The organism is Xylophilus sp. PBN-3R, assembly GCF_057747805.1.
On record NZ_CM173225.1, the window covers coordinates 3015014 to 3034740 of the forward strand.

17 protein-coding genes are annotated in these 19727 nt (G+C 66.3%); 7 read left to right on the forward strand and 10 right to left on the reverse strand.

The window, feature by feature from the left end; translation table 11 throughout:
* Positions 1-3: 3 nt before the first annotated feature.
* Entirely contained in the window at positions 4-693 is a 690-nt protein-coding gene (locus AC3ANW_RS14320; protein ID WP_488341516.1) for a protein-L-isoaspartate O-methyltransferase family protein, read from the forward strand.
* A gap of 16 nt (positions 694-709) precedes the next feature.
* Positions 710-1057: a rhodanese-like domain-containing protein gene (locus AC3ANW_RS14325; protein ID WP_488341517.1), complete on the forward strand. Its 348-nt coding sequence runs from the start codon at positions 710-712 to the stop codon at positions 1055-1057.
* A 3-nt stretch (positions 1058-1060) separates the two neighbouring features.
* Here AC3ANW_RS14325 and AC3ANW_RS14330 read toward each other — a convergent pair whose 3' ends face one another.
* Together AC3ANW_RS14330 and AC3ANW_RS14335 are read right to left on the reverse strand one after the other, a co-directional pair.
* Positions 1061-2326: a 3-deoxy-D-manno-octulosonic acid transferase gene (locus AC3ANW_RS14330; RefSeq protein ID WP_488345430.1), complete on the reverse strand. Its 1266-nt coding sequence runs from the start codon at positions 2324-2326 to the stop codon at positions 1061-1063.
* Between the two features lie 56 nt (positions 2327-2382).
* Positions 2383-3768, reverse strand: coding sequence for a phosphomannomutase/phosphoglucomutase (locus AC3ANW_RS14335; protein ID WP_488341518.1), 1386 nt, complete (start codon positions 3766-3768; stop codon positions 2383-2385).
* Positions 3769-3959: 191 nt separating this feature from the next.
* On the opposite strand from AC3ANW_RS14335, the gene AC3ANW_RS14340 reads away from it, so the two are divergent.
* From AC3ANW_RS14340 to AC3ANW_RS14350, 3 genes are read left to right on the forward strand one after another with little or no spacing between them, the layout of a single operon-like run.
* Complete coding sequence (locus tag AC3ANW_RS14340) at positions 3960-5537, forward strand: DNA-3-methyladenine glycosylase 2 family protein (protein ID WP_488341519.1); 1578 nt, start codon at positions 3960-3962, stop codon at positions 5535-5537.
* Positions 5534-6064 carry a methylated-DNA--[protein]-cysteine S-methyltransferase gene (locus tag AC3ANW_RS14345; protein ID WP_488341520.1) on the forward strand — a complete coding sequence of 177 codons (531 nt, stop codon included), beginning with the start codon at positions 5534-5536 and terminating at the stop codon, positions 6062-6064. Before AC3ANW_RS14340 ends, AC3ANW_RS14345 begins: the two co-directional genes overlap by 4 nt.
* Positions 6061-6954: a DMT family transporter gene (locus AC3ANW_RS14350; protein WP_488341521.1), complete on the forward strand. Its 894-nt coding sequence runs from the start codon at positions 6061-6063 to the stop codon at positions 6952-6954. Before AC3ANW_RS14345 ends, AC3ANW_RS14350 begins: the two co-directional genes overlap by 4 nt.
* Before the next feature lie 4 nt (positions 6955-6958).
* On the opposite strand, the gene AC3ANW_RS14355 is transcribed toward AC3ANW_RS14350, so the two are convergent.
* The 4 genes from AC3ANW_RS14355 to AC3ANW_RS14370 all read right to left on the reverse strand — a co-directional run bounded on the left by AC3ANW_RS14355 (position 6959) and on the right by AC3ANW_RS14370 (position 11425).
* Positions 6959-7618 (reverse strand): DUF1345 domain-containing protein, encoded by a 660-nt coding sequence (locus tag AC3ANW_RS14355; protein ID WP_488341522.1) that lies wholly within the window; start codon positions 7616-7618, stop codon positions 6959-6961.
* 18 nt (positions 7619-7636) lie between these two features.
* Positions 7637-9577, reverse strand: a complete 1941-nt coding sequence (locus AC3ANW_RS14360; RefSeq protein ID WP_488341523.1) for a propionate--CoA ligase — start codon at positions 9575-9577, stop codon at positions 7637-7639.
* A 111-nt stretch (positions 9578-9688) separates the two neighbouring features.
* Positions 9689-10294 (reverse strand): isochorismatase family protein, encoded by a 606-nt coding sequence (locus tag AC3ANW_RS14365; protein ID WP_488341524.1) that lies wholly within the window; start codon positions 10292-10294, stop codon positions 9689-9691.
* A gap of 57 nt (positions 10295-10351) precedes the next feature.
* On the reverse strand, positions 10352-11425 hold the full coding sequence (locus AC3ANW_RS14370) for a PQQ-dependent sugar dehydrogenase (protein WP_488345431.1): 1074 nt from the start codon (positions 11423-11425) through the stop codon (positions 10352-10354).
* 175 nt (positions 11426-11600) lie between these two features.
* Here AC3ANW_RS14370 and AC3ANW_RS14375 point away from each other — a divergent pair, with 175 nt between their 5' ends.
* Positions 11601-12188: a C40 family peptidase gene (locus AC3ANW_RS14375; RefSeq protein ID WP_488341525.1), complete on the forward strand. Its 588-nt coding sequence runs from the start codon at positions 11601-11603 to the stop codon at positions 12186-12188.
* Between the two features lie 125 nt (positions 12189-12313).
* Positions 12314-12688: a VOC family protein gene (locus tag AC3ANW_RS14380; protein WP_488341526.1), complete on the forward strand. Its 375-nt coding sequence runs from the start codon at positions 12314-12316 to the stop codon at positions 12686-12688.
* 56 nt (positions 12689-12744) lie between these two features.
* On the opposite strand, the gene lpdA is transcribed toward AC3ANW_RS14380, so the two are convergent.
* From lpdA to aceE, 4 genes are read right to left on the reverse strand one after another with little or no spacing between them, the layout of a single operon-like run.
* Entirely contained in the window at positions 12745-14568 is a 1824-nt protein-coding gene (gene lpdA, locus AC3ANW_RS14385; protein ID WP_488341527.1) for a dihydrolipoyl dehydrogenase, read from the reverse strand.
* Complete coding sequence (locus AC3ANW_RS14390) at positions 14565-15155, reverse strand: MFS transporter (protein WP_488341528.1); 591 nt, start codon at positions 15153-15155, stop codon at positions 14565-14567. The genes lpdA and AC3ANW_RS14390 overlap by 4 nt, the downstream gene beginning before the upstream one ends.
* A gap of 4 nt (positions 15156-15159) precedes the next feature.
* Complete coding sequence (gene aceF / locus AC3ANW_RS14395) at positions 15160-16854, reverse strand: dihydrolipoyllysine-residue acetyltransferase (protein ID WP_488341529.1); 1695 nt, start codon at positions 16852-16854, stop codon at positions 15160-15162.
* 19 nt (positions 16855-16873) lie between these two features.
* Positions 16874-19591, reverse strand: a complete 2718-nt coding sequence (aceE, locus tag AC3ANW_RS14400) for a pyruvate dehydrogenase (acetyl-transferring), homodimeric type (RefSeq protein ID WP_488341530.1) — start codon at positions 19589-19591, stop codon at positions 16874-16876.
* Positions 19592-19727: the final 136 nt, after the last annotated feature.

Here is a 19727-nt window from a genome sequence, read left to right on the forward strand (position 1 = left end):
ACGATGTCCTTGCCCCTGAATTCGCCCATCACCCACGCCAGTGCGGTCGACCAAGCCCGTTTCAACATGATCGAGCAGCAGATCCGCCCGTGGGACGTGCTCGACAACGACGTACTCGACCTGCTGGCCGTGCTGCGCCGCGAAGATTTCGTGCCGGTCGCCCTGCGCGGCCTCGCCTTCATGGACATGGAACTGCCGCTGCCCGCCGGCCAGACCATGCTGGCGCCGCGTGTCGAGGCCCGCATGCTGCAAGACCTGCAGGTCCAGCCGAACGAGTCGGTGCTCGAGATCGGCACCGGTTCCGGCTATATGGCCGCATTGCTGGCACGCCGCGCCAAGCAGGTGCTGTCGCTTGAAATTAACCCCGAACTGGCGGCTTTCGCCCGTGAAAACCTGCAGCGGGCCGGCATCGCCAACGCTGAAGTCCGTGTGGCCGACGGATCGCAGCTGCCGGTCGCCGGCGGCCCGTTCGACGTGATCGTGCTCAGCGGTTCGGTGGCCAGCGTGCCGGCGGCGCTGCTCGCGCAACTGAAGGTGGGCGGCCGGCTGGGCGCCATCGTCGGCGACCTGCCGATGATGCGTTGCCAGTTCGTCCGCCGCACCGGCGAAGCGACCTTCGAAACCACCGAACCCTGGGACACCGTGGCGCAACGCCTGGATAACTTCCCGGTCCCGTCGCGTTTTCACTTCTAAGCCTGGACTCCGTTTCATGCAAGCCATCGCCCAGCTGCGTCCCGCCGATTTCGATTCCTGGGTCAGCACCCACGCCGACGCACTGCCGGTGTTGCTGGACGTGCGCGAAACCTGGGAACTTCAGACCGCCAGCGTGAATGCTGTGCCGGGTTTCCGCCTGGTCGGGATTCCGATGAACGACATCCCCGGCCGCCTGGCCGAACTCGATCCCGATGTACCGGTCGCATGCCTGTGCCATCACGGCGCACGCAGCCAGCGTGTGGCGATGTTCCTGGCCGGCAACGGTTTTGTCGACGTCACCAACGTGGCAGGCGGCATCGACGCCTGGTCGGTGGAACGCGACAACGCCGTGCCGCGCTACTGATCCTCAGGCTGCCGAAGGCCGGTGGGCCGCCAGCATCGCGCACAAGGCATCGGCGGTGCGGGCCGCGGCGCCACGATGAGACGCGGCAAAGGCCAGCGCCGCGCCGCGTGTTATGCCGAGCCGGGCCGGGTCGGTCACCAGCAACGTGCCGGCCTCGACTGCCGTTTGCATGTCGGCCACCCGCAGCGCAGCATGCGCGGCTTCGGCCAGGACCGATGCTTCCGCGAAGTTGAAGGTCGACGGGCCCATCACCACCGGGCAACCGCAGGCGGCTGCCTCGATCAAATTCTGGCCGCCGGTATTGGCAAAACTGCCGCCCAGCAAGGCGGTGTCGGCCAGGCCGTAATACAGCGCCATCTCACCCAGCGAATCGCCCAGCCACACGTCGGCTTCGGGCGGAGCGTCGTCCGGGCCAGTGGTCCAGCTGCTGCGGCGCGACACTCTCAGCCCGCCGGCCGACAGCAATGCGGCGACTTCGTCGAAGCGCTGCGGATGACGCGGCACCAGCAGCCATTGCACTTCTCGCAGCAAAGCCTTGGAGGCTTCGAGCCAGAGCTCTTCTTCGCCCTCGCGGCTGCTGGCCAGCAGCAGCACGGGTTTGCCGACGGCACGTCTCCAGCGCCGACCGGCCTGCAACTGCTCCGCATTCGGCGCCATGTCGAACTTGAGATTGCCGAAGACACCATCGACCGGTGCGTCCAGCCGCCGCAAGCGGGTTGCGTCATCGGCCGACTGGGCCCACACCGCCGACAGCCCGGCGAAGGCACCGCGGGCCAGCACCCCGAGGCGTTCCGCGCTGTTCAATGATTTCTGGCTGAGCCGGGCATTGGCCAGAACCAGCGGCACCCCGGCTTCGCGGCAACCCACGACCAGGTTGGGCCAGACCTCGGTTTCCATCAGGAGGCCCGCGGTCGGTCGGAAATGCACCAAAAACCGGGCCACCGCACCGGGAACGTCCCAGGGCAGCCAGGCTTGCCGATCACCCGGCAGCAGCAGCTTCCGGCCTTCTGCACGGCCGGTGGCGGTGCCGTGGGTCAGCAACAGCTGCATGCCGGGCAACCGTTCGCGCAGGGCGGCGACCAGCACCGCGGCGGCGCGGGTTTCGCCCAGCGACACCGCATGGATCCAGATGCAGGGGCCGGCGGCGGATTCGATTGCTGCGGGTTCGGCGTAACGACCGAACCTTTCTTCCACCGCTTCGAGGTAACCCGGCTCCGCGCCGCCCCGTTTGCGCAGCTTGCGCCGCAGCAGCGGCTGGGCGGCCGACATGCCGGCCGAATACACCGCACGCAGGGCGCGTTCGAACGGCACGGATGCGCCGCCGCTCAGTGAGCCGCCGCGCCGATGTTGGCATCCGGCTTGATGGTTTTGAGCAGCGTCACCATGGTGTTCTCGATGCGGTGCATGGCCTCTTCGGTATGGCCCTCGAAACGAAGCACCAGCACCGGCGTGGTGTTGGATGCGCGGATCAGGCCGAAGCCGTCGGACCAGTCGACCCGCAGGCCGTCGATGGTGGAAACCTTGGCGTCGCCGTCGAACCGGGTGGCGCTGTCGATCAGTTGCTTGACGACGGCATGCGGCTCGCCCTCGGCGCATGCGACGTTCAGCTCAGGCGTCGAGAAGCTGGTGGGCAGGTCGTTCAAAACCTTGCTGACGTCGGCGCTGCGGCTGACGATCTCGAGCAGGCGGCAACCTGCGTAGGTGCCGTCGTCGAAACCGTACCAGCGCTCCTTGAAGAAGATGTGACCGCTCATCTCGCCGCCCAGGGGAGAGTTGGTCTCGCGCATCTTGGCCTTGATCAGCGAATGGCCGGTCTTGAACATCACCGCTTCGCCGCCCGCAGCCTCGATGGCCGGCGCCAGGCGCTGGGTGCACTTCACGTCGAAGATGATCTTGCCGCCGGGCACGCGGCTCAGCACATCCTGGGAGAACAGCATCATCTGGCGATCCGGGAAGATGTTGACGCCTTCCTTGGTGACGATGCCCAGGCGGTCGCCGTCCCCGTCGAAGGCCAAGCCCAGCTCCGCGTCGGAGTCCTGCAGGGCGGCGATGACGTCTTTCAGGTTGTCCGGCTTGCTCGGGTCCGGATGGTGGTTGGGAAAGTTGCCGTCGACCTCGCTGAACAGCTCGATCACCTCGCAGCCGATGGCACGGAAGATCTGCGGCGCCGACGCACCGGCCACGCCGTTGCCGGAATCGACCACCACCTTGATGGGCCGGGCCAGTTTGATGTCGCCGACGATGCGGGCGATGTAGGCCGGCAGCACGTCGACCTGGCGCACGCTGCCGCCTTCCCGGTGCGGTGAGCTGGCGGTATCCATCGCCTGGCGCAGCGCCTGGATCTCTTCACCGTAGATCGCCTTGCCGGCCAGCACCATCTTGAAGCCGTTGTAATCCTTGGGGTTGTGGCTGCCGGTGACCTGGATGCCGCTGTGGCACAGCGTGGCGGCGGCGAAGTACAGGATGGGCGTGGTGACCATGCCGACGTCGATCACCTCGATGCCGGCATCGACCAGGCCCGCGATCAGCGCGGCCGACAGGGCCGGACCCGACAGGCGACCGTCGCGTCCGACAGCCACGGCCTTTTCGCCCAGGGCGAGTGCGGCGGCGCCGAAAGCCTGGCCGAGCGCGCGAGCCACCTCTTCGTCGAGGTTGGACGGCACGACGCCGCGGATGTCATAGGCCTTGAAGATCGACGGGGAAAACGGCATGAGGCACTCCGAAACAGACGGGTCAAACAATGAATTGCGAATGGATTTCGAAAAAACGCTGCCGATTGTAGGCAGGCAAAACCGTGATGGATGTGGGACACCGGCCCTATCGTCCCAACATGTTTCGCAGCCTGCATGCACATGGCCGAAAACGGCTGGTCGGTGACTGCACGCTCCGTATCATCCGATCCATGCAAACCAGCAGCGCCGCCATCGAAACCACCGATCTCCCTGCCGATCCGGAAGGTTGCTGGCGAGCGCTCGCCTCGCACGATGCACGCTTCGACGGCCGTTTCTTCACCGGCGTGACCAGCACCGGCATCTATTGCCGCCCGGTTTGCCGGGTGCGTACGCCGCGCCCCGAGAACTGCCGTTTCTTCGCCCTGGCGGCGCAGGCAGAGCAGGCGGGTTTCAGGCCCTGCCTGCGCTGCCGGCCCGAGCTGGCACCCCAGGCCGGAGCCGCCGGTGTCTGGTCCACCAACGACGCCGCCGGCCTGCTGGCCCATGCGGCAGCACGCTGGCTGGACGATCCGCAGGCCTGGTCGGATCCGTCCGGCGCGAGCGTGCTGCTGCGGCTGGCGGCACACCTGGGCGTGAGCGACCGGCATCTGCGGCGCATCTTCAGCAGGCAGTTCGGTGTGTCGGCGCTGCAATACCTGCAAACCCGGCGGCTGCTGGCGGCCAAGCAGTTGCTGACCGATACCCGCCTTCCGGTGACGACCGTGGCACAGGCCAGCGGTTTTGCCAGCCTGCGGCGTTTCAACGCGGCCTTTCTGCAGCATTACCGGCTGAACCCCAGCCAGCTGCGTCGTGAACAGCGTCCGGACGAAAACCCGGGCCGGGTCGCCGCGATCTCGGTGCGGCTGCCCTGGCGACCGCCGTATGACGCGGCCGGCATGCAGGCCTTCCTGCAGCGCCGGGCAATCCACGGGCTCGAAAGCTGGATGCCCGATGCACAGCTGCCCGGCCGCCTCTGGCTGACCCGCGCACTGGCGGTCGGGCACCAGGGCAGGCAACACATGGGCTGGCTGCAACTGGCATTCGATACCGAGGCGCAACAGGTGCTGCTGCGGGTCGGAGACGGCCTGGCCCCGGCCCTGCCTGCCGTGATCCACCAGGCACGCGCCCTGCTCGACCTGGATGCCGATCCGGCCGCCATCGACGCGGTGCTGCTGCCGCATTTCCCCGGCAGCGAAGGCGCACGGGTGCCCGGCGCGCTGGACGGCTTCGAACTCGCGGTCCGCGCCGTGCTGGGCCAGCAGGTCACCGTGGCCGCTGCCCACACGCTGGCCGGCCGGCTGGTCGCCCGCTACGGCAAGCCCATCGACACCCCGTTTGAAGGCGTGACCCATCTGTTCCCCGATGCAGAGACCCTGGCGCTGGCCGATGGCGACGTGCTGGGCGGCCTGGGCATCGTGCGGCAACGCCAGGCTGCCATCGTGGCGCTGGCGCGTGAGGTGGAGGCCGGCCGGCTGAGCCTGCGGCCGGGCGATGCGCCCGAACCGGCCATGGCCGCGCTGCGCGCCCTGCCCGGCATCGGCGACTGGACCGCCCAATACATCGCCATGCGTGCGCTACGCTGGCCGGACGCTTTCCCGGCCGGCGACGTGGCGCTGCAGAAGGCCCTCGGTGTGCGCGGCGCGAAGAAGCCGGCGCAGGCTGCCATCGACGCATCGCAGGCCTGGCGGCCCTGGCGGAGTTATGCGGTGCTGCGGGCCTGGCACGGCAGCCCTCCACCGGCAACCGAATTTCCTGGAAGACAACAATGAAATATGCAGCAGACACCGTCCAGCGCCGCTGGACCAGCCCACTCGGCGCCATCGACCTCGCGGCCACGCCGCGCGGCCTGAGCGGCCTGTGGTTCGACGATCACAAGTACCGCCCTGCCGCGCTCGACGCGGCCGATGGCTGGCCGCGCCAGGACGGCCCGCATGCGGTGCTGGACCTGGCGGAACAGCAGCTGGCGGCCTACTTCGCCGGCCGGCTGGACCGCTTCGACATCCCGCTGGACCTGCCGGCGGCCACCGCTTTCCAGCACGCCATCTGGGACGGCCTGCTGAAGCTGGAACACGGACGCACTTGCAGCTACAGCGCGCTGGCCACCGCCACCGGCCGGCCGCATGCGGTGCGGGCGGTCGGCAGCGCCGTCGGCCGCAATCCGGTGTCGATCCTGGTGCCATGCCATCGCGTCGTCGGCATGCACGGGGCACTGACCGGTTATGCCGGCGGGCTGACACGCAAGTCCGCGCTCCTCGAACTGGAGCAACGCCAGGCCCGCTTGCCGGAGATCGCATGAACGACAACCGACATGGCTGGGCCTTCGAATTCTTTGCTCTGGCCGCCATCTGGGGCGCATCCTTTCTGTTCATGCGCATGGGTGCGACCGAGTTCGGCCCTTTCGCCACCGCCGGCGTGCGGGTCGGCCTGGCCGCGCTGGTGCTGGCACCGGCGCTCTGGCTGAAGCGTCCGGAGGATGGCATGACCGCCCGCCGCTGGGGCTGGCTGCTGCTGATCGGCATGCTCAATTCGGGCATCCCGTTCGCCCTGTTTTCCTATGCGGTGCTGCACCAGTCGACCGGTCTCACCTCCATCCTCAACGCCACCGCGCCGCTGTTCGGCGCGCTGGTCACCTGGCTCTGGCTGGGCGACCGGCCCAATGTGTCGCGCTGCATCGGCCTGGCGGTGGGTTTCGGTGGCGTGGCGCTGATCGCCCACGCGGGCGGCCGGCTGGAAGGCGCCGCCGCGCTGGTGCCGGTGCTGGCCTGCCTGGGCGCCACGCTCTGCTACGGCCTGGCCGCTCCGATGGCCCGGCGCCACCTGGGAGGCATGTCGCCGCTGTTCAGCACCGCCGGCAGCCTGGCCGGCGCGACGCTGGTGCTGGCCGTGCCGACCGCGCTGACCTGGCCGACCCGCATGCCGGGCGCCGGCGCCTGGCTTGCCGTCGTGGCGCTGGCCCTGCTCTGTTCGGCCTTCGCCTACCTGCTGTATTTCCGGCTGATCGTGCGGGCCGGGCCGGCGCGTGCCATGGCGGTGACCTATCTGATTCCCGTGTTCGCACTGCTTTACGGTGCGGTGCTGCTCGGCGAACCGATCACCGGCGCGATGGTCGTCGGCGGGCTGGTGGTGCTGGCCGGCACGGTGCTGGCCAGCGGACTGGTGCGGCTGCCGGCGCCGCGCGAGGTCTGAGGAGCTACAAGGCGGAAGCCAAAGCGTTGATGCCCAGCGCCAGCAGCACCACGTTGAAAACGAAAGACAGCAGCCCATGCGCGGCCGTCAGCCGCCGCATCGACGAAGTCGTAACTTGCACGTCGGACACCTGCGAGGTCATGCCGACCACCAGCGCCTGGTACAGGAAATCGAAATAGTCCGGGTCTGCGGTGCCCGGAAAATCCAGGCCGGCGCTGTCGGCCGCGTTGTCGGCCTTCACGTCCTCGCCCTGGTAGTAGCGGTGGGCGTAATGGAAGGCGAACAGGGTGTGGATCCACAGCCACGAAGCCGCCAGAGCCAGCGCCGAAAGCACGAGCTGCAGCACCCGTTCGCCAGGCGGCAGGCTCTTGGCATGGCTCAGCAGCAGCACGATGGCCGCCACGCTGGCGCACACCGCCACCACCATCACCATGAACAGCACCGCCATCGACTCGTCCTGCACCTTGGCGCGCTGGCGAATGCGGCCGGCATCGAAGCCGCTGGCCAGCAAGGCCGCCAGGCCCAGGTCGACGGCAGCCGCCGCGATCCAGGCCATCAAGCCGCGCGCCGGCCATGCGATGGGAAGCGGCAACAAGGCGACCACCACGAAGGTGATCGCCGCATAGGCCAGCCGCTGCGGGCCGGAGGTTTCGGAAAAGGTCATTCGTGGATTGTGGCGGGCTCAGGCCCGGGCCTGGACCACTGCGTCACGCACCTGTTGCAGTGCGGCCGGATCCTCGAGAGTGCTGAGGTCACCGGTGTCACGGCCTTCGAACACCGCCTGGATGGCGCGGCGCAGCAGCTTGCCGCTGCGCGTCTTGGGCAGCGCGCCGACGAACAGCACCCGGGCCGGCCGGGCGATCGCGCCGAGCTGCGAGTCGACATGTTTCAGCACCGAGGCCTCGAGTTGCGCCGACGCTGCGGCATCCGACAGCGCGGCCGCATCGCGCGGCACCACCAGCGCCATCGCGGTCTGCCCCTTGACGGCATCGGCCACGCCGACCACGGCCACTTCGGCGACACCGGCATGGCCGGAAACGACTTCCTCGATCTCGCGTGTGCCCAGCCGGTGCCCGGCGACGTTGATCACGTCGTCGGTGCGGCCGAGAATGCTCCAGTAACCCGCCTCGTCGCGCACACCCCAGTCGAAGGTGCTGTAGACAAAACGGCCGGGCACGCTCTGCCAATAGGTGCGCTCGAAACGGGCGTCGTCGCGCCACACCGTCTGCATGCAACCCGGCGGCAGCGGACCCTCGATGGCTATCACACCCTTGCGCCCGTGGCCGACCAGGTCTTCGCCGGTGGCCTCGTCCACCAGCCGCACATCGAAACCGTACATGGGCACGCCCGGGCTGCCGATACGGCCCGGCGAACGCTCCACGCCGTTGGCGACGGTCATGATCGGCCAGCCGCTTTCGGTCTGCCAGTAGTTGTCCACCACCGGAATGCCCAGGGCATCTCCGATCCAGCGAGCAGTCGGTTCGTCCAGGGGTTCGCCGGCCAGCCAAAGCGCTTTCAGGCTCGATAAGTCGTGGCGCTGGAGATATGCCGGGTCTTGCCGGCGCAGCACCCGGATGGCGGTGGGCGCCGAGAACATGTGGGTCACGCCGTGGCGCTGCACCAGCTGCCACCACACCGCCGGGTCCGGCTGGGTCGGCAGGCCCTCGTACAGGATGGTGGTCATGCCGGCGATCAATGGGCCATAGACGATGTAGCTGTGCCCGACCACCCAGCCGATGTCGCTGGTGCAGAAGAAGGTCTGGCCGGCCCGGGCATCGAAGATGTGCCGCATGCTGGCCGCCAGCGCCACCGCGTATCCGCCGGTGTCGCGCTGCACCCCCTTGGGTTTGCCGGTGGTGCCGCTGGTGTAGAGCGTATAGCTGGGATGCGTGGCCTCGACCCAGGCGCAAGGCACCTCGGCGCCGACGTGAAAGGCGCGCAGATCGCACCAGGCCAGGTCACGGCCGGCCGTCATCGGCATGGGCGCCAGGCCGCGGTCGATCAGCAGCAGGTGCGCAGGCCGGTGTTTCGACAAGCGCAGGGCCTCGTCCAGCAAGGGCTTGAAAGGAATGACACGTTTGCCGCGCGAGCCGGCGTCGGCGCTGACGATCACTTTCGGTTCCGCATCGTCGATGCGCGAGGCCAGTGCGGCCGACGCAAAACCGCCGAACACCACCGTATGCAGGGCTCCCAGCCGCACGCAGGCCAGCATGGCGAAGACCGCCTCGGCCACCATCGGCATATAGATCAGCACCCGGTCGCCAAGGCCCACGCCCAGCGAACGCAGGGCCGACGCCATGGTCTGCACCTCGGCATGCAGCTGTTCGTAGCTGTAGCTGCGTTCGGTGGCGGTTTCGGTCGAGACCGCGATCAGCGCCGGCTGGTCGGCACGGGTGGCGAGATGCCGGTCGATCGCGTTGTGGCACAGGTTGGTGGTGCCGCCGACGAACCAGCGGGTGAATGGCGGCCGGTCGTGGTCGCAGATGCGCTGCGGCTTCTGGTGCCAGTCGATCAGCTGCGATTGCTCGGCCCAGAAGGCATCGCGGTCATCGATGGATCGACGGTGGAAGTCGGCGAAGACGCCTCCCGCGGCGGCGGGCGATGTCGGGATGGCTGGAATCATGGCGGCTGTCTCCGAATGCCGCGCGAGCGCTTACTGATGCGCAGCGCCGCCGGCTGTTGTTCTTCAGCCGATTATTGGAGAGCTTCTTGCGCCGCGCTGACGTCGGACGCCTTATTTGATCAGGGCTTGTACCTGCTTGAACAGCGGGTGCTCGGCACCGCCCAGCCATTCGAAAAGCACCATTTCGGTGGTCACCAGCTCGGCGCCGGCACCCGCCAGGCGGTCGAATGCGGCATCGCGGTTGCGGTCGGTGCGCGAGGTGCAGGCATCGGTCACCACCCAGACGTCGAATTCGTCGCCCAGCAGGTCGAGCGCCGTCTGCATGAGGCAGATGTGCGCCTCGCAGCCGGCCACCACGATCATGCCCCGGCCGCCGCCCTGCTCGGCCTGCGGTTTCTGCAGGTGGCGCGGCAGGCTGCGGGCGTTGCCCTGCGGCGGCCTGGCGGGCGGGCGCAGCCATTCGGACAGGCCTTCGGCGCAGGCGCTGAACTCCATCTTGGCCAGCACCCGCTGGCAGCGGTCACGCAGCTCGGGTGGCAACGGTCCCAGCCTGGACGGGTTCTGCTCGGTGCCCCACACCGGCACGTCGAGCAGCTGCGCGGCCTCGGCCAGGCGTGCGGCGTTGGCCAGCGCGCCGGCGGCGTCGGCCATGGCGGGCATCAGGCGGGCCTGATAGTCGATCAGGACGAGTTGGGATTCGGAGACGTCGAGCAGCATGGGATATGACCTGAGAACCTGAAAAAAGTGGCCGCGATTAGAACCCAGCCCTGCGCATCACTTGACCGGGTCCACCCGCAGCAGCCGGCCGCGAGGGTTGTCGGTCAGCAGGTAGAGCAGGCCGTCCGGTCCCTGGCGCACATCGCGGATGCGTTCCTTCAGGTCTGCGAGCAGCTTTTCCTGCTTCACCACCTTGCCGCCCGACAGCTCGATGCGGTCGAGGTACTGGAACTTGAGCGAACCGACGAACAGGTTGCCGCGCCAGGCGTTGCCGTAACGCAGGCTGGTGACGAATGCCATGCCGGAAGGCGCGATGGAAGGCGTCCACTGGTACAGGGGCTGTTCCATGCCTTCCTGTGCCGTGATGCCGGCGCCGATCCTGCCGCCGCCGTAGTTCTCGCCGAAGGTGATGACCGGCCAGCCATAGTTGCGGCCGGCCTGCGGAAGGTTGATCTCGTCGCCGCCTTGCGGGCCGTGCTCGTGGGTCCAGAGGCGACTGTCCGGTCCCAGGGTCGCGCCCTGCAGGTTGCGGTGGCCGTAGCTCCATATCTCCGGCCTGGCGCCCGGCCGGTTGACAAAAGGGTTGCCCTTGGGAATCGAACCGTCTTTTTCGATCCGCACGATCTTGCCGAGATGGTTGTCCAGTTTCTGCGCGTCTTCCTTGTGGCTGAAACGTTCGCCGAGCGTCAGCCAGAGATTTCCGTCGGTGCCTTCGACGATGCGGCATCCGAAGTGCGCGCTGCTGTCGACCTTGGGTGCCTGGCGGAAGATCACCGTGACCTCTTCCAGCGCGTCCTGCTTGCGCGAAAGCTTGGCAGTCGCCAGGGCAGTGCCGTTGGTGCCGCCTTCGCCGGGCTCCGAATAACAGAAGAATATCCGGCTGTTGCGGTTGAAATCGCTGTCCGTCACCACATCGAGCAAGCCGCCCTGGCCGGCTGCGGCCACGGCCGGCACGCCGCTCAGCGGCGCGCCAACCTTGCCGTTTGCACCAATAACGCGCATCGCCCCCGGACGTTCGGTCACCAGGTACTGCGCACCCGGCAAGAATGCCACTGCCCACGGAGAACGCAGGCCGTCTGCCACGGTGGTGGCCTTCACCCGGGTGTCGGCCGCTAGCGCCGAATGCACCAGGAAAAGGCTGACAAGCGGACCGACACACCAGATAGGGGAAAAAATTCGCACCGATAGCCCTCTGTTCCGTCGCTTTTTTGCAAAAACCTCTTGTTGTGCGCTTGACGATAACCGATGACTGAGAGCATGTAACTATCCTTGACGTAGGACCGCACTGACGTTAACCTCCGTCCCCATGCAGAAGAAAGCCCTATGCGCAGTGTTGTTGTCGTTTGCCGCCGCCCTGGCGAACGCCGCTCCCTCCTCCACCGGTCAGGCCGACGACATGGACTCTCTTCTGGCGCAGAAGGGGCTGATGTCCCATCTGCGTGAAGTGCGGCAATCGGTCACCGAACGCGCTTCCGACCTGGTGGTCAACGCGATGGGTTTCATCGGCGTGCCTTACCGGCGCGGTGGCAGCAGCGAAAACGGTGTCGACTGCAGCGGTTTCGTCCGCACCATCTACGAACAGACCGTCGGCCTGATGCTCCCCCGCCGTGCCAACGAGCAGGCAGCCGCCACGCAAAAGATCGACCGCAGCGAACTCAAGCCTGGCGACCTGGTGTTCTTCAACACCATGCGCCGCGCCTTCAGCCATGTGGGCATCTATGTCGGCGACAACAAGTTCATCCATGCACCCAAGCCAGGCGCCAAGGTCCGCGTCGAAGACATGGGCATCAGCTACTGGAACAATCGCTTCGACGGCGCTCGCCGCGTAGAAGGTGGCGACGAAGCCACCGCCAATGCAATCAGCGCAGCAGCCAACCTGCCAGCGACCCGTTAAGCAGCGTGTCCTGCAGCGAGCAAGAGCCCGGTTCAGCCGGGCTTTTTATTTTCCGGACGATTACGGATTGACGGCCATATTCAGCTGGCCGAAGCTCGGCGCTCAATACGCCTAGAGGAACAACCATGCTGGAAGCCAATGTCACCACGCTGTATGTGGACGACCTCCAGACGAGCATCACCTTCTATCAAAAGCTTCTAGGCCGCGAAGCCATCACGTTCATGCCGGGCCTGGCCATGATCCTCCAGGAATCAGGTGCCCGCATATGCCTTTGGCAGCGCGCACTCGTAAAGCCGGAGGCAACACCATCCGGCGGTTTCGAACTGGCCTTCAGCGTTTCTGAAAAGTCCGATGTCGACGAGATCCATCGGACCTGGTGCCGGCTCGGCGTCACCATTGTCGAACCGCCGCACCTGATGGCGTCCATGCGCGGCTACATGATGCTGGCCTGCGATCCGGACGGTCATCGCCTGCGGGTCTACAAAGCGCCCACCGACTAGGCCAAAAAGCAGAAAACCCGGCGGGACCGGGTTTTCTGAACGGGACGGCCGAAGCCTTACTTCTTGCGCGGCGGAGGCACGTCGGTGCAGCTGCCGTGAGCCACTTCCGCTGCCAGGCCGATGCTTTCGCCCAGCGTCGGATGCGGATGGATGGTGCGACCGATATCGACCGCATCCGCGCCCATCTCGATGGCCAGCGCGATCTCGCCGATCATGTCGCCCGCATGGGTGCCGACGATGCCGCCGCCCAGGATGCGATGCGTCTCGGCGTCGAACAGCAGCTTGGTGAAACCTTCGTCGCGACCGTTGGCAATGGCCCGGCCCGAAGCCGCCCACGGAAACAGGCCCTTCTCGACCTTGATGCCCTGCGCCCTGGCCTGGTCTTCCGTCAGGCCGACCCATGCCACTTCGGGGTCGGTGTACGCCACGCTCGGGATCACCCGTGCGTCGAACACCGTCGCTGCCAGTTCCTTGTCGCCCAGCAATTCGCCGGCGATGACTTCGGCCGCCACATGGCCTTCGTGTACCGCCTTGTGCGCCAGCATCGGCTGGCCGACCAGGTCGCCGATAGCGAAGATGTGGCCGACATTGGTGCGCAGCTGGATGTCGACGTCGATGAAACCGCGGTCGGTCACTTCGACGCCGGCCTTGTCCGCGCCGACCTTCTTGCCGTTCGGCGTGCGGCCGACGGCCTGCAGCACCAGGTCATAGACCTGCGGCTCCTTCGGAGCACCCTCGCCCTCGAAGGTGACCTCGATGCCGGCTTCGGTCGCCTTGGCGCCGACCGTCTTGGTCTTCAACATGATGTTGTCGAAGCGCGGTGCGTTGAACTTCTGCCAGACCTTCACCAGGTCGCGGTCGGCGCCCTGCATCAGGCCGTCCAACATCTCGACCACGTCGAGACGGGCGCCCAGCGAGGAATACACCGTGCCCATTTCGAGGCCGATGATGCCGCCGCCGACGATCAGCATGCGTTTGGGCACCGCTGCCAGCGCCAGCGCGCCGGTGGAGTCGACGATACGCGGATCATCCGGCAGGAAAGGCAGGCGCACGGCCTGCGATCCGGCCGCGATGATGGCGCGGCGGAAACTCACGGACTGGGTCTTGCCGGTCTTTTCCTGTGCTGTGCCCGATGTCTCGGCCACTTCAAGAGTATGGGCGCCGGTGAAGGCTGCCAGGCCGCGCAGGATGGTGACCTTGCGCATCTTGGCCATCTGGCCCAGGCCGCCGGTCAGCTTGCCGATGACCTTTTCCTTGTGGGTGCGCAGCTTGGTGATGTCGACCGTCGGTTCGCTGAAACTCACGCCCAGGTCGGCGAAGTGTTTCACCTCGTCCATCACCGCCGCCACGTGCAGCAGCGCCTTCGACGGAATGCAACCCACGTTCAGGCAGACGCCGCCCAGCGTGGCGTAACGCTCGACGATGGCGACCTTCAGGCCCAGGTCTGCAGCCCGGAAGGCGGCCGAATAACCACCGGGGCCGCCACCGATGACGACCACGTCGTAGTCGGCGTCAGGTTTGTCGGACACGGGACCCGATGCCTTGGGCGCTGCGGAGGCGGCAGCGGCTTGCGCAGGCACGGGGGCAGCGGGCGCCGGTGCGGACGCAGCAGCGGCAGCCGGAGCCGGAGTTGCTGCGGCACCGCTGGCCTCGATGCTCAGCAGAACGCTGCCCTGGCTGACCGTGTCACCGATCTTGACCTTGATTTCCTTCACCACGCCGGCAGCCGACGAAGGGATTTCCATCGAAGCCTTGTCCGACTCGACGGTGACCAGCGACTGGTCGACGGCGATGGTGTCGCCGACCTTCACCAGGATCTCGATGATCGGCACATCCTTGAAGTCGCCGATGTCCGGGACGGCGATGTCTTGCTGGCTCATTTGGCAGCTTTCAATTTGAGGGTGAAGAGGTTGACCGGACCTTCGGAATTGCGGTCGAACTCGCAGCCGGCATCGACGCCGGCCTGGGCGATCTCGCGCGCGGTCTTCGCCTTGCCGTAAGCCGCGTGCATGGCGCCGAGCGCAAAGCTGCGGCCCGATCCGATGCCCCAGAATTCCTTGAATTCGAAGACTTCGCGATAGCTGTAAAGCCCGAAGATGCCGGCCGGGTTGGCAATCAGCACACTGAACTGACTCGACTCGTAGGGGTCGTTGTCGTCTTCCTTGGTCTGCAGGAAGAACTGGTCTTTCAGCACCGGATGCAGGCGTGAAAACGTGTCGAAGATCTCGTCCTTGCTGCCGAACAGGCGCAGTTCGGGCGCCAGCGACGCGAGCGCCTTGCGCAGCACCGGGAAGTGCGCCACCGTGCCGGCCATGCCGACATAGGTGAGCCCCACCGGGGTTTCAAGGGCGAAGATCTTCGAGTTGTCTTCGAAGCGGTGCTTCAGGCGGGTGTCGCCGAAGGTCACCAGCGTATCGGCGGCCAGGGCGACCTGGCCGTTTTTACGAACGACGACGACGGTCGTCATGTCGTCAGAGGGTGATGCGACGCAGGTCGCTCAGCAGCGAACCGAGGTACGCGTTGAAGCGCGCGGCCGAGGCACCGTCGATGACCCGATGGTCGTACGACAGGCTCAGCGGCAGCATCAGTTTGGGCACGAACTGCTTGCCGTCCCACACCGGTTTCATCTGGCCCTTGGAGAGACCCAGGATGGCCACTTCGGGTGCGTTGATGATGGGTGTGAAGTGGGTGCCGCCGATGCCGCCCAGCGAGCTGATCGAGAAACAACCGCCCTGCATGTCGCCGCCGCCCAGCTTGCCGTCGCGCGCCTTCTTGGCCAGTTCGCCCATTTCCTGGCTGATCTGCAGGATGCCCTTCTTGTCGGCATCCTTCAGCACCGGGACCACCAGGCCGTTGGGCGTGTCCGCCGCGAAGCCGATGTTGAAGTACTGCTTGTAGACCAGGGTGTCGCCGTCGAGGCTGGTATTGAACTCGGGGAACTTCTTGAGCGCCGCGACCACCGCCTTGATGACGAAGGCCAGCATCGTCACCTTGACGCCGCTCTTCTCGTTCTCCTTGTTGGTGGAGACACGGAAAGCTTCGAGTTCGGTGATGTCGGCTTCGTCGTTGTTGGTGACGTGCGGAATCATCACCCAGTTGCGGTGCAGGTTGGCGCCGCTGATCTTCTTGATGCGCGACAGGTCCTTGCGTTCGACCGCGCCGAACTTGGCGAAGTCGACCTTCGGCCAGGGGATCAGGCCGAGGGCTGCGCCGTCGCCGCCACCGGAAGCGGCGGGCGCCTTCGCCGCCGAAGCCTTGGTGGCGGTCGCGCCGCTCATCACCGCCTTGGTGAAGGACTGCACGTCTTCCTGGGTGATCCGGCCCTTGGTGCCGGAACCCTTGACCTCTTCCAGCGGCACGCCGAGTTCGCGGGCGAACTTGCGGACCGACGGCGATGCGTGGGGCAGCGCACCGGTAGGCGCGACCGGCTGATGCGCCGGCAGCTTGGCGTTCGGGTCGGTGCGCTCCACCGGCTGGCTTGCCAGCGATGCGTCCGCAGCGGGTGCGGCTGCAGCAGCGGCCGGTGCAGGGGCCGCGGCGGAGGGAGCCGGCGCTGACGCAGGCGCAGCAGCCGCGCTGCCTTCGAGGACGGCGATCAGGTCACCGATGTTCACCACATCACCGACCTTGACCTTGAGTTCCTTCAAAACGCCGGCAGCCGACGATGGGATTTCCATCGAGGCCTTGTCGGATTCGACGGTGATCAGCGACTGGTCGGCCGCGACAGTGTCGCCCGGCTTGACCAGCAGTTCGATGACCGAGACGTCCTTGAAGTCACCGATGTCGGGAACCTTCACGTCGACCGGGCCGGCCGGCGCTGCCGGAGCAGCCGCCGGTGCAGGCGCGGCTGCTGCCGGAGCCGGAGCCGGAGCCGCTGCTGCCGGTGCCGGTGCAGGCGCGGCGGGTGCGCTCGCCGGTGCGGCGGCCGCATCCGACTCGAGCATCGCGATCAGGTCGCCGATGTTGACCGTGTCGCCGATCTTGACTTTCAGTTCCTTCAGGACACCGGCAGCCGACGACGGGATTTCCATCGAGGCCTTGTCCGATTCGACCGTCATCAGCGACTGGTCGGCCGCGACGGTGTCGCCCGGCTTGACCAGCAGCTCGATGACCGCGACGTCCTTGAAGTCGCCGATGTCCGGGACTTTTACTTCCACCAATGCCATATCGTGAGTCTCCGGATACTTAAGCGTAGAGCGGGTTCAGCTTGTCGGCATCGATGCCGTACTTGGCGATGGCTTCGGCGGCCTTGGTGGCCGGCAGCTTGCCGTCGTCCGCCAGCGACTTGAGGGCCGCGACCACGATGTAGTGGCGGTTGATCTCGAAATGCTTGCGGAGTTCGCTGCGGAAATCGCTGCGGCCATAACCGTCGGTGCCCAGCACGCGGTAGGTGCGGCCGGCCGGCACGAACGGACGGATCTGTTCGGCATAGGCCTTCATGTAGTCGGTCGATGCGACCACCGGGCCTTCGCTCTTGCCCAGCTGCTGCGCCACGAACGGCACACGTGCCTTGTCGGTCGGGTGCAGCAGGTTCCAGCGGTCGGCGTCCTGGCCTTCACGAGTCAGTTCGTTGAAGCTCGGGCAGCTCCACACGTCGGCGGAAACACCCCAGTCGTTCGCCAGCAGCTCCTGCGCCGCAATGCTTTCGCGCAGGATGGTGCCGGAACCCAGCAGTTGCACCTTGGGGCCCTTGGCGAGGATGGACTCCTTGCACAGGTACATGCCCTTGATGATCTGCTCTTCGGTGCCTTCCTTGAGGCCCGGCATGGCGTAGTTCTCGTTCAGCAGCGTCAGGTAGAAATAGACGTTTTCCTGCTTCTCGACCATCCGCACCAGGCCGTGATGCAGGATGACGGCCACTTCGTGCGCGAAGGTCGGGTCGTAGCTGATGCAGTTCGGAATGGTGCCGGCCAGGATGTGGCTGTGGCCGTCTTCGTGCTGCAGGCCTTCGCCGTTCAGCGTGGTGCGGCCCGAGGTGCCGCCCAGCAGGAAACCGCGCGCCTGCATGTCGCCGGCCGCCCAGGCCAGGTCGCCGATGCGCTGGAAACCGAACATCGAGTAGTACACGTAGAACGGCACCATGATGCGGTTGTTCGTCGAGTACGAGGTGGCGGCGGCGATCCAGCTGGCCATGCCGCCGGCTTCGTTGATGCCCTCCTGCAGGATCTGGCCGCTGATGTCTTCCTTGTAGTAGGACACCTGGTCACGGTCTTGCGGCGTGTAGTTCTGGCCGGCCTGGTTGTAGATGCCGATCTGGCGGAACAGGCCTTCCATGCCGAAGGTACGGGCTTCGTCGACCAGGATGGGCACGGCGCGCGGGCCCAGGGCCTTGTCGCGCAGCAGCGTCGTCAGGAACCGCACATAGGCCTGCGTGGTCGAGATCTCGCGGCCTTCTGCGGTCGCGTCGAGCACGGCCTTGAAGGTTTCCAGCGGCGGCACGGCAATGGTCTCGTCGGCCTTCACGCGGCGGTGCGGCAGGTAGCCGCCCAGTTCCTTGCGGCGGGCATGCAGGTACTGCATTTCCGGCGTGTTGTCGGCCGGCTTGTAGAACGGAATGTCGGCCAGCTGGTCGTCCGGAATGGGAATGTTGAAACGATCCCGGAAGGTCTTGATGTCTTCGTCGGTCAGCTTCTTGGCCTGGTGGGCGGTGTTCTTGCCCTCGCCGGCCTTGCCCATGCCGAAGCCCTTGACGGTCTTGATCAGCAGGATGGTGGGCTGGCCTTCGTGCTTCACGGCGGCGTCGTAGGCGGCGTACACCTTTTGCGGATCGTGGCCGCCGCGCTGCAGGCGCCAGATGTCCTCGTCGCTCATGTGCGAGACCATTTCGAGAGTGCGCGGATCGCGGCCGAAGAAGTTCTTCCGCACGAAGGCGCCGTCGTTGGCCTTGAAGGACTGGTAGTCGCCGTCCAGCGTGTCCATCATGATCTTCTTGAGGGCGCCTTCCTTGTCACGCGCCAGCAGCGGATCCCAGTAACTGCCCCACAGCAGCTTGATGACGTTCCAGCCCGCGCCGCGGAATTCGCCTTCCAGTTCCTGGACGATCTTGCCGTTGCCACGCACCGGGCCGTCGAGGCGCTGCAGGTTGCAGTTCACCACGAAGATCAGGTTGTCGAGCTTTTCACGGGCGGCCACACCGATGGCGCCCAGCGATTCGACTTCGTCCATTTCGCCGTCGCCCAGGAAGGCCCAGACCTTGCGGTTGCTGGTGTCGGCGATGCCGCGTGCATGCAGGTACTTCAGGAAACGGGCCTGGTAGATGGCCATCAGCGGGCCGAGGCCCATCGACACCGTGGGGAACTGCCAGAACTCGGGCATCAGCTTGGGATGCGGGTAGCTCGACAGGCCCTTGCCGCCGACTTCCTGGCGGAAGTTCAGCAGCTGTTCTTCGGTCAGCCGACCTTCCATGAAGGCGCGGGCGTAGATGCCTGGCGAACTGTGGCCCTGGATGTAGAGCAGGTCGCCGCCGTGGCCTTCGCTCTCGGCGTGCCAAAAATGGTTGAAACCGGCGCCGAACATGGTTGCCAGCGATGCGAAGGAGCTGATGTGGCCGCCCAGGTCGCCGCCGTCTTCCGGGTGCAGGCGGTTGGCCTTGACCACCATGGCCATGGCGTTCCAGCGCATGTAGGCGCGCAGGCGCTCTTCGATGTCGTTATTGCCCGGCGTCCGTGCCTCGGCGTCCGTGGGGATGGTGTTGACGTAGGGCGTGTTGGCCGAAAACGGCATGTCGATGCTGTTCTGGCGTGCTTCGTCAAGCAGTTTTTCCAGCAGGAAATGGGCACGTTCCGGGCCCTCGCTGGCGATGACGGCTTTGAGCGCGTCGGTCCACTCACGGGTTTCCTGGGTGTCGGAATCCTGCGCGGTGCGCGCTGCGGCGCCGATCGATTCGTCGGGTAGGGCTGACATGCTTGTCTCCATGGAGGTGGTGCCGATCCGGCACGGGCGCGGCGAGTTTCTCACACTTTCCAACCATTTCGAATGGTGCATATTCGTTTCACATAATGAAATTTCATGCTGCACCGCAATAAGATTTTTACCCCCG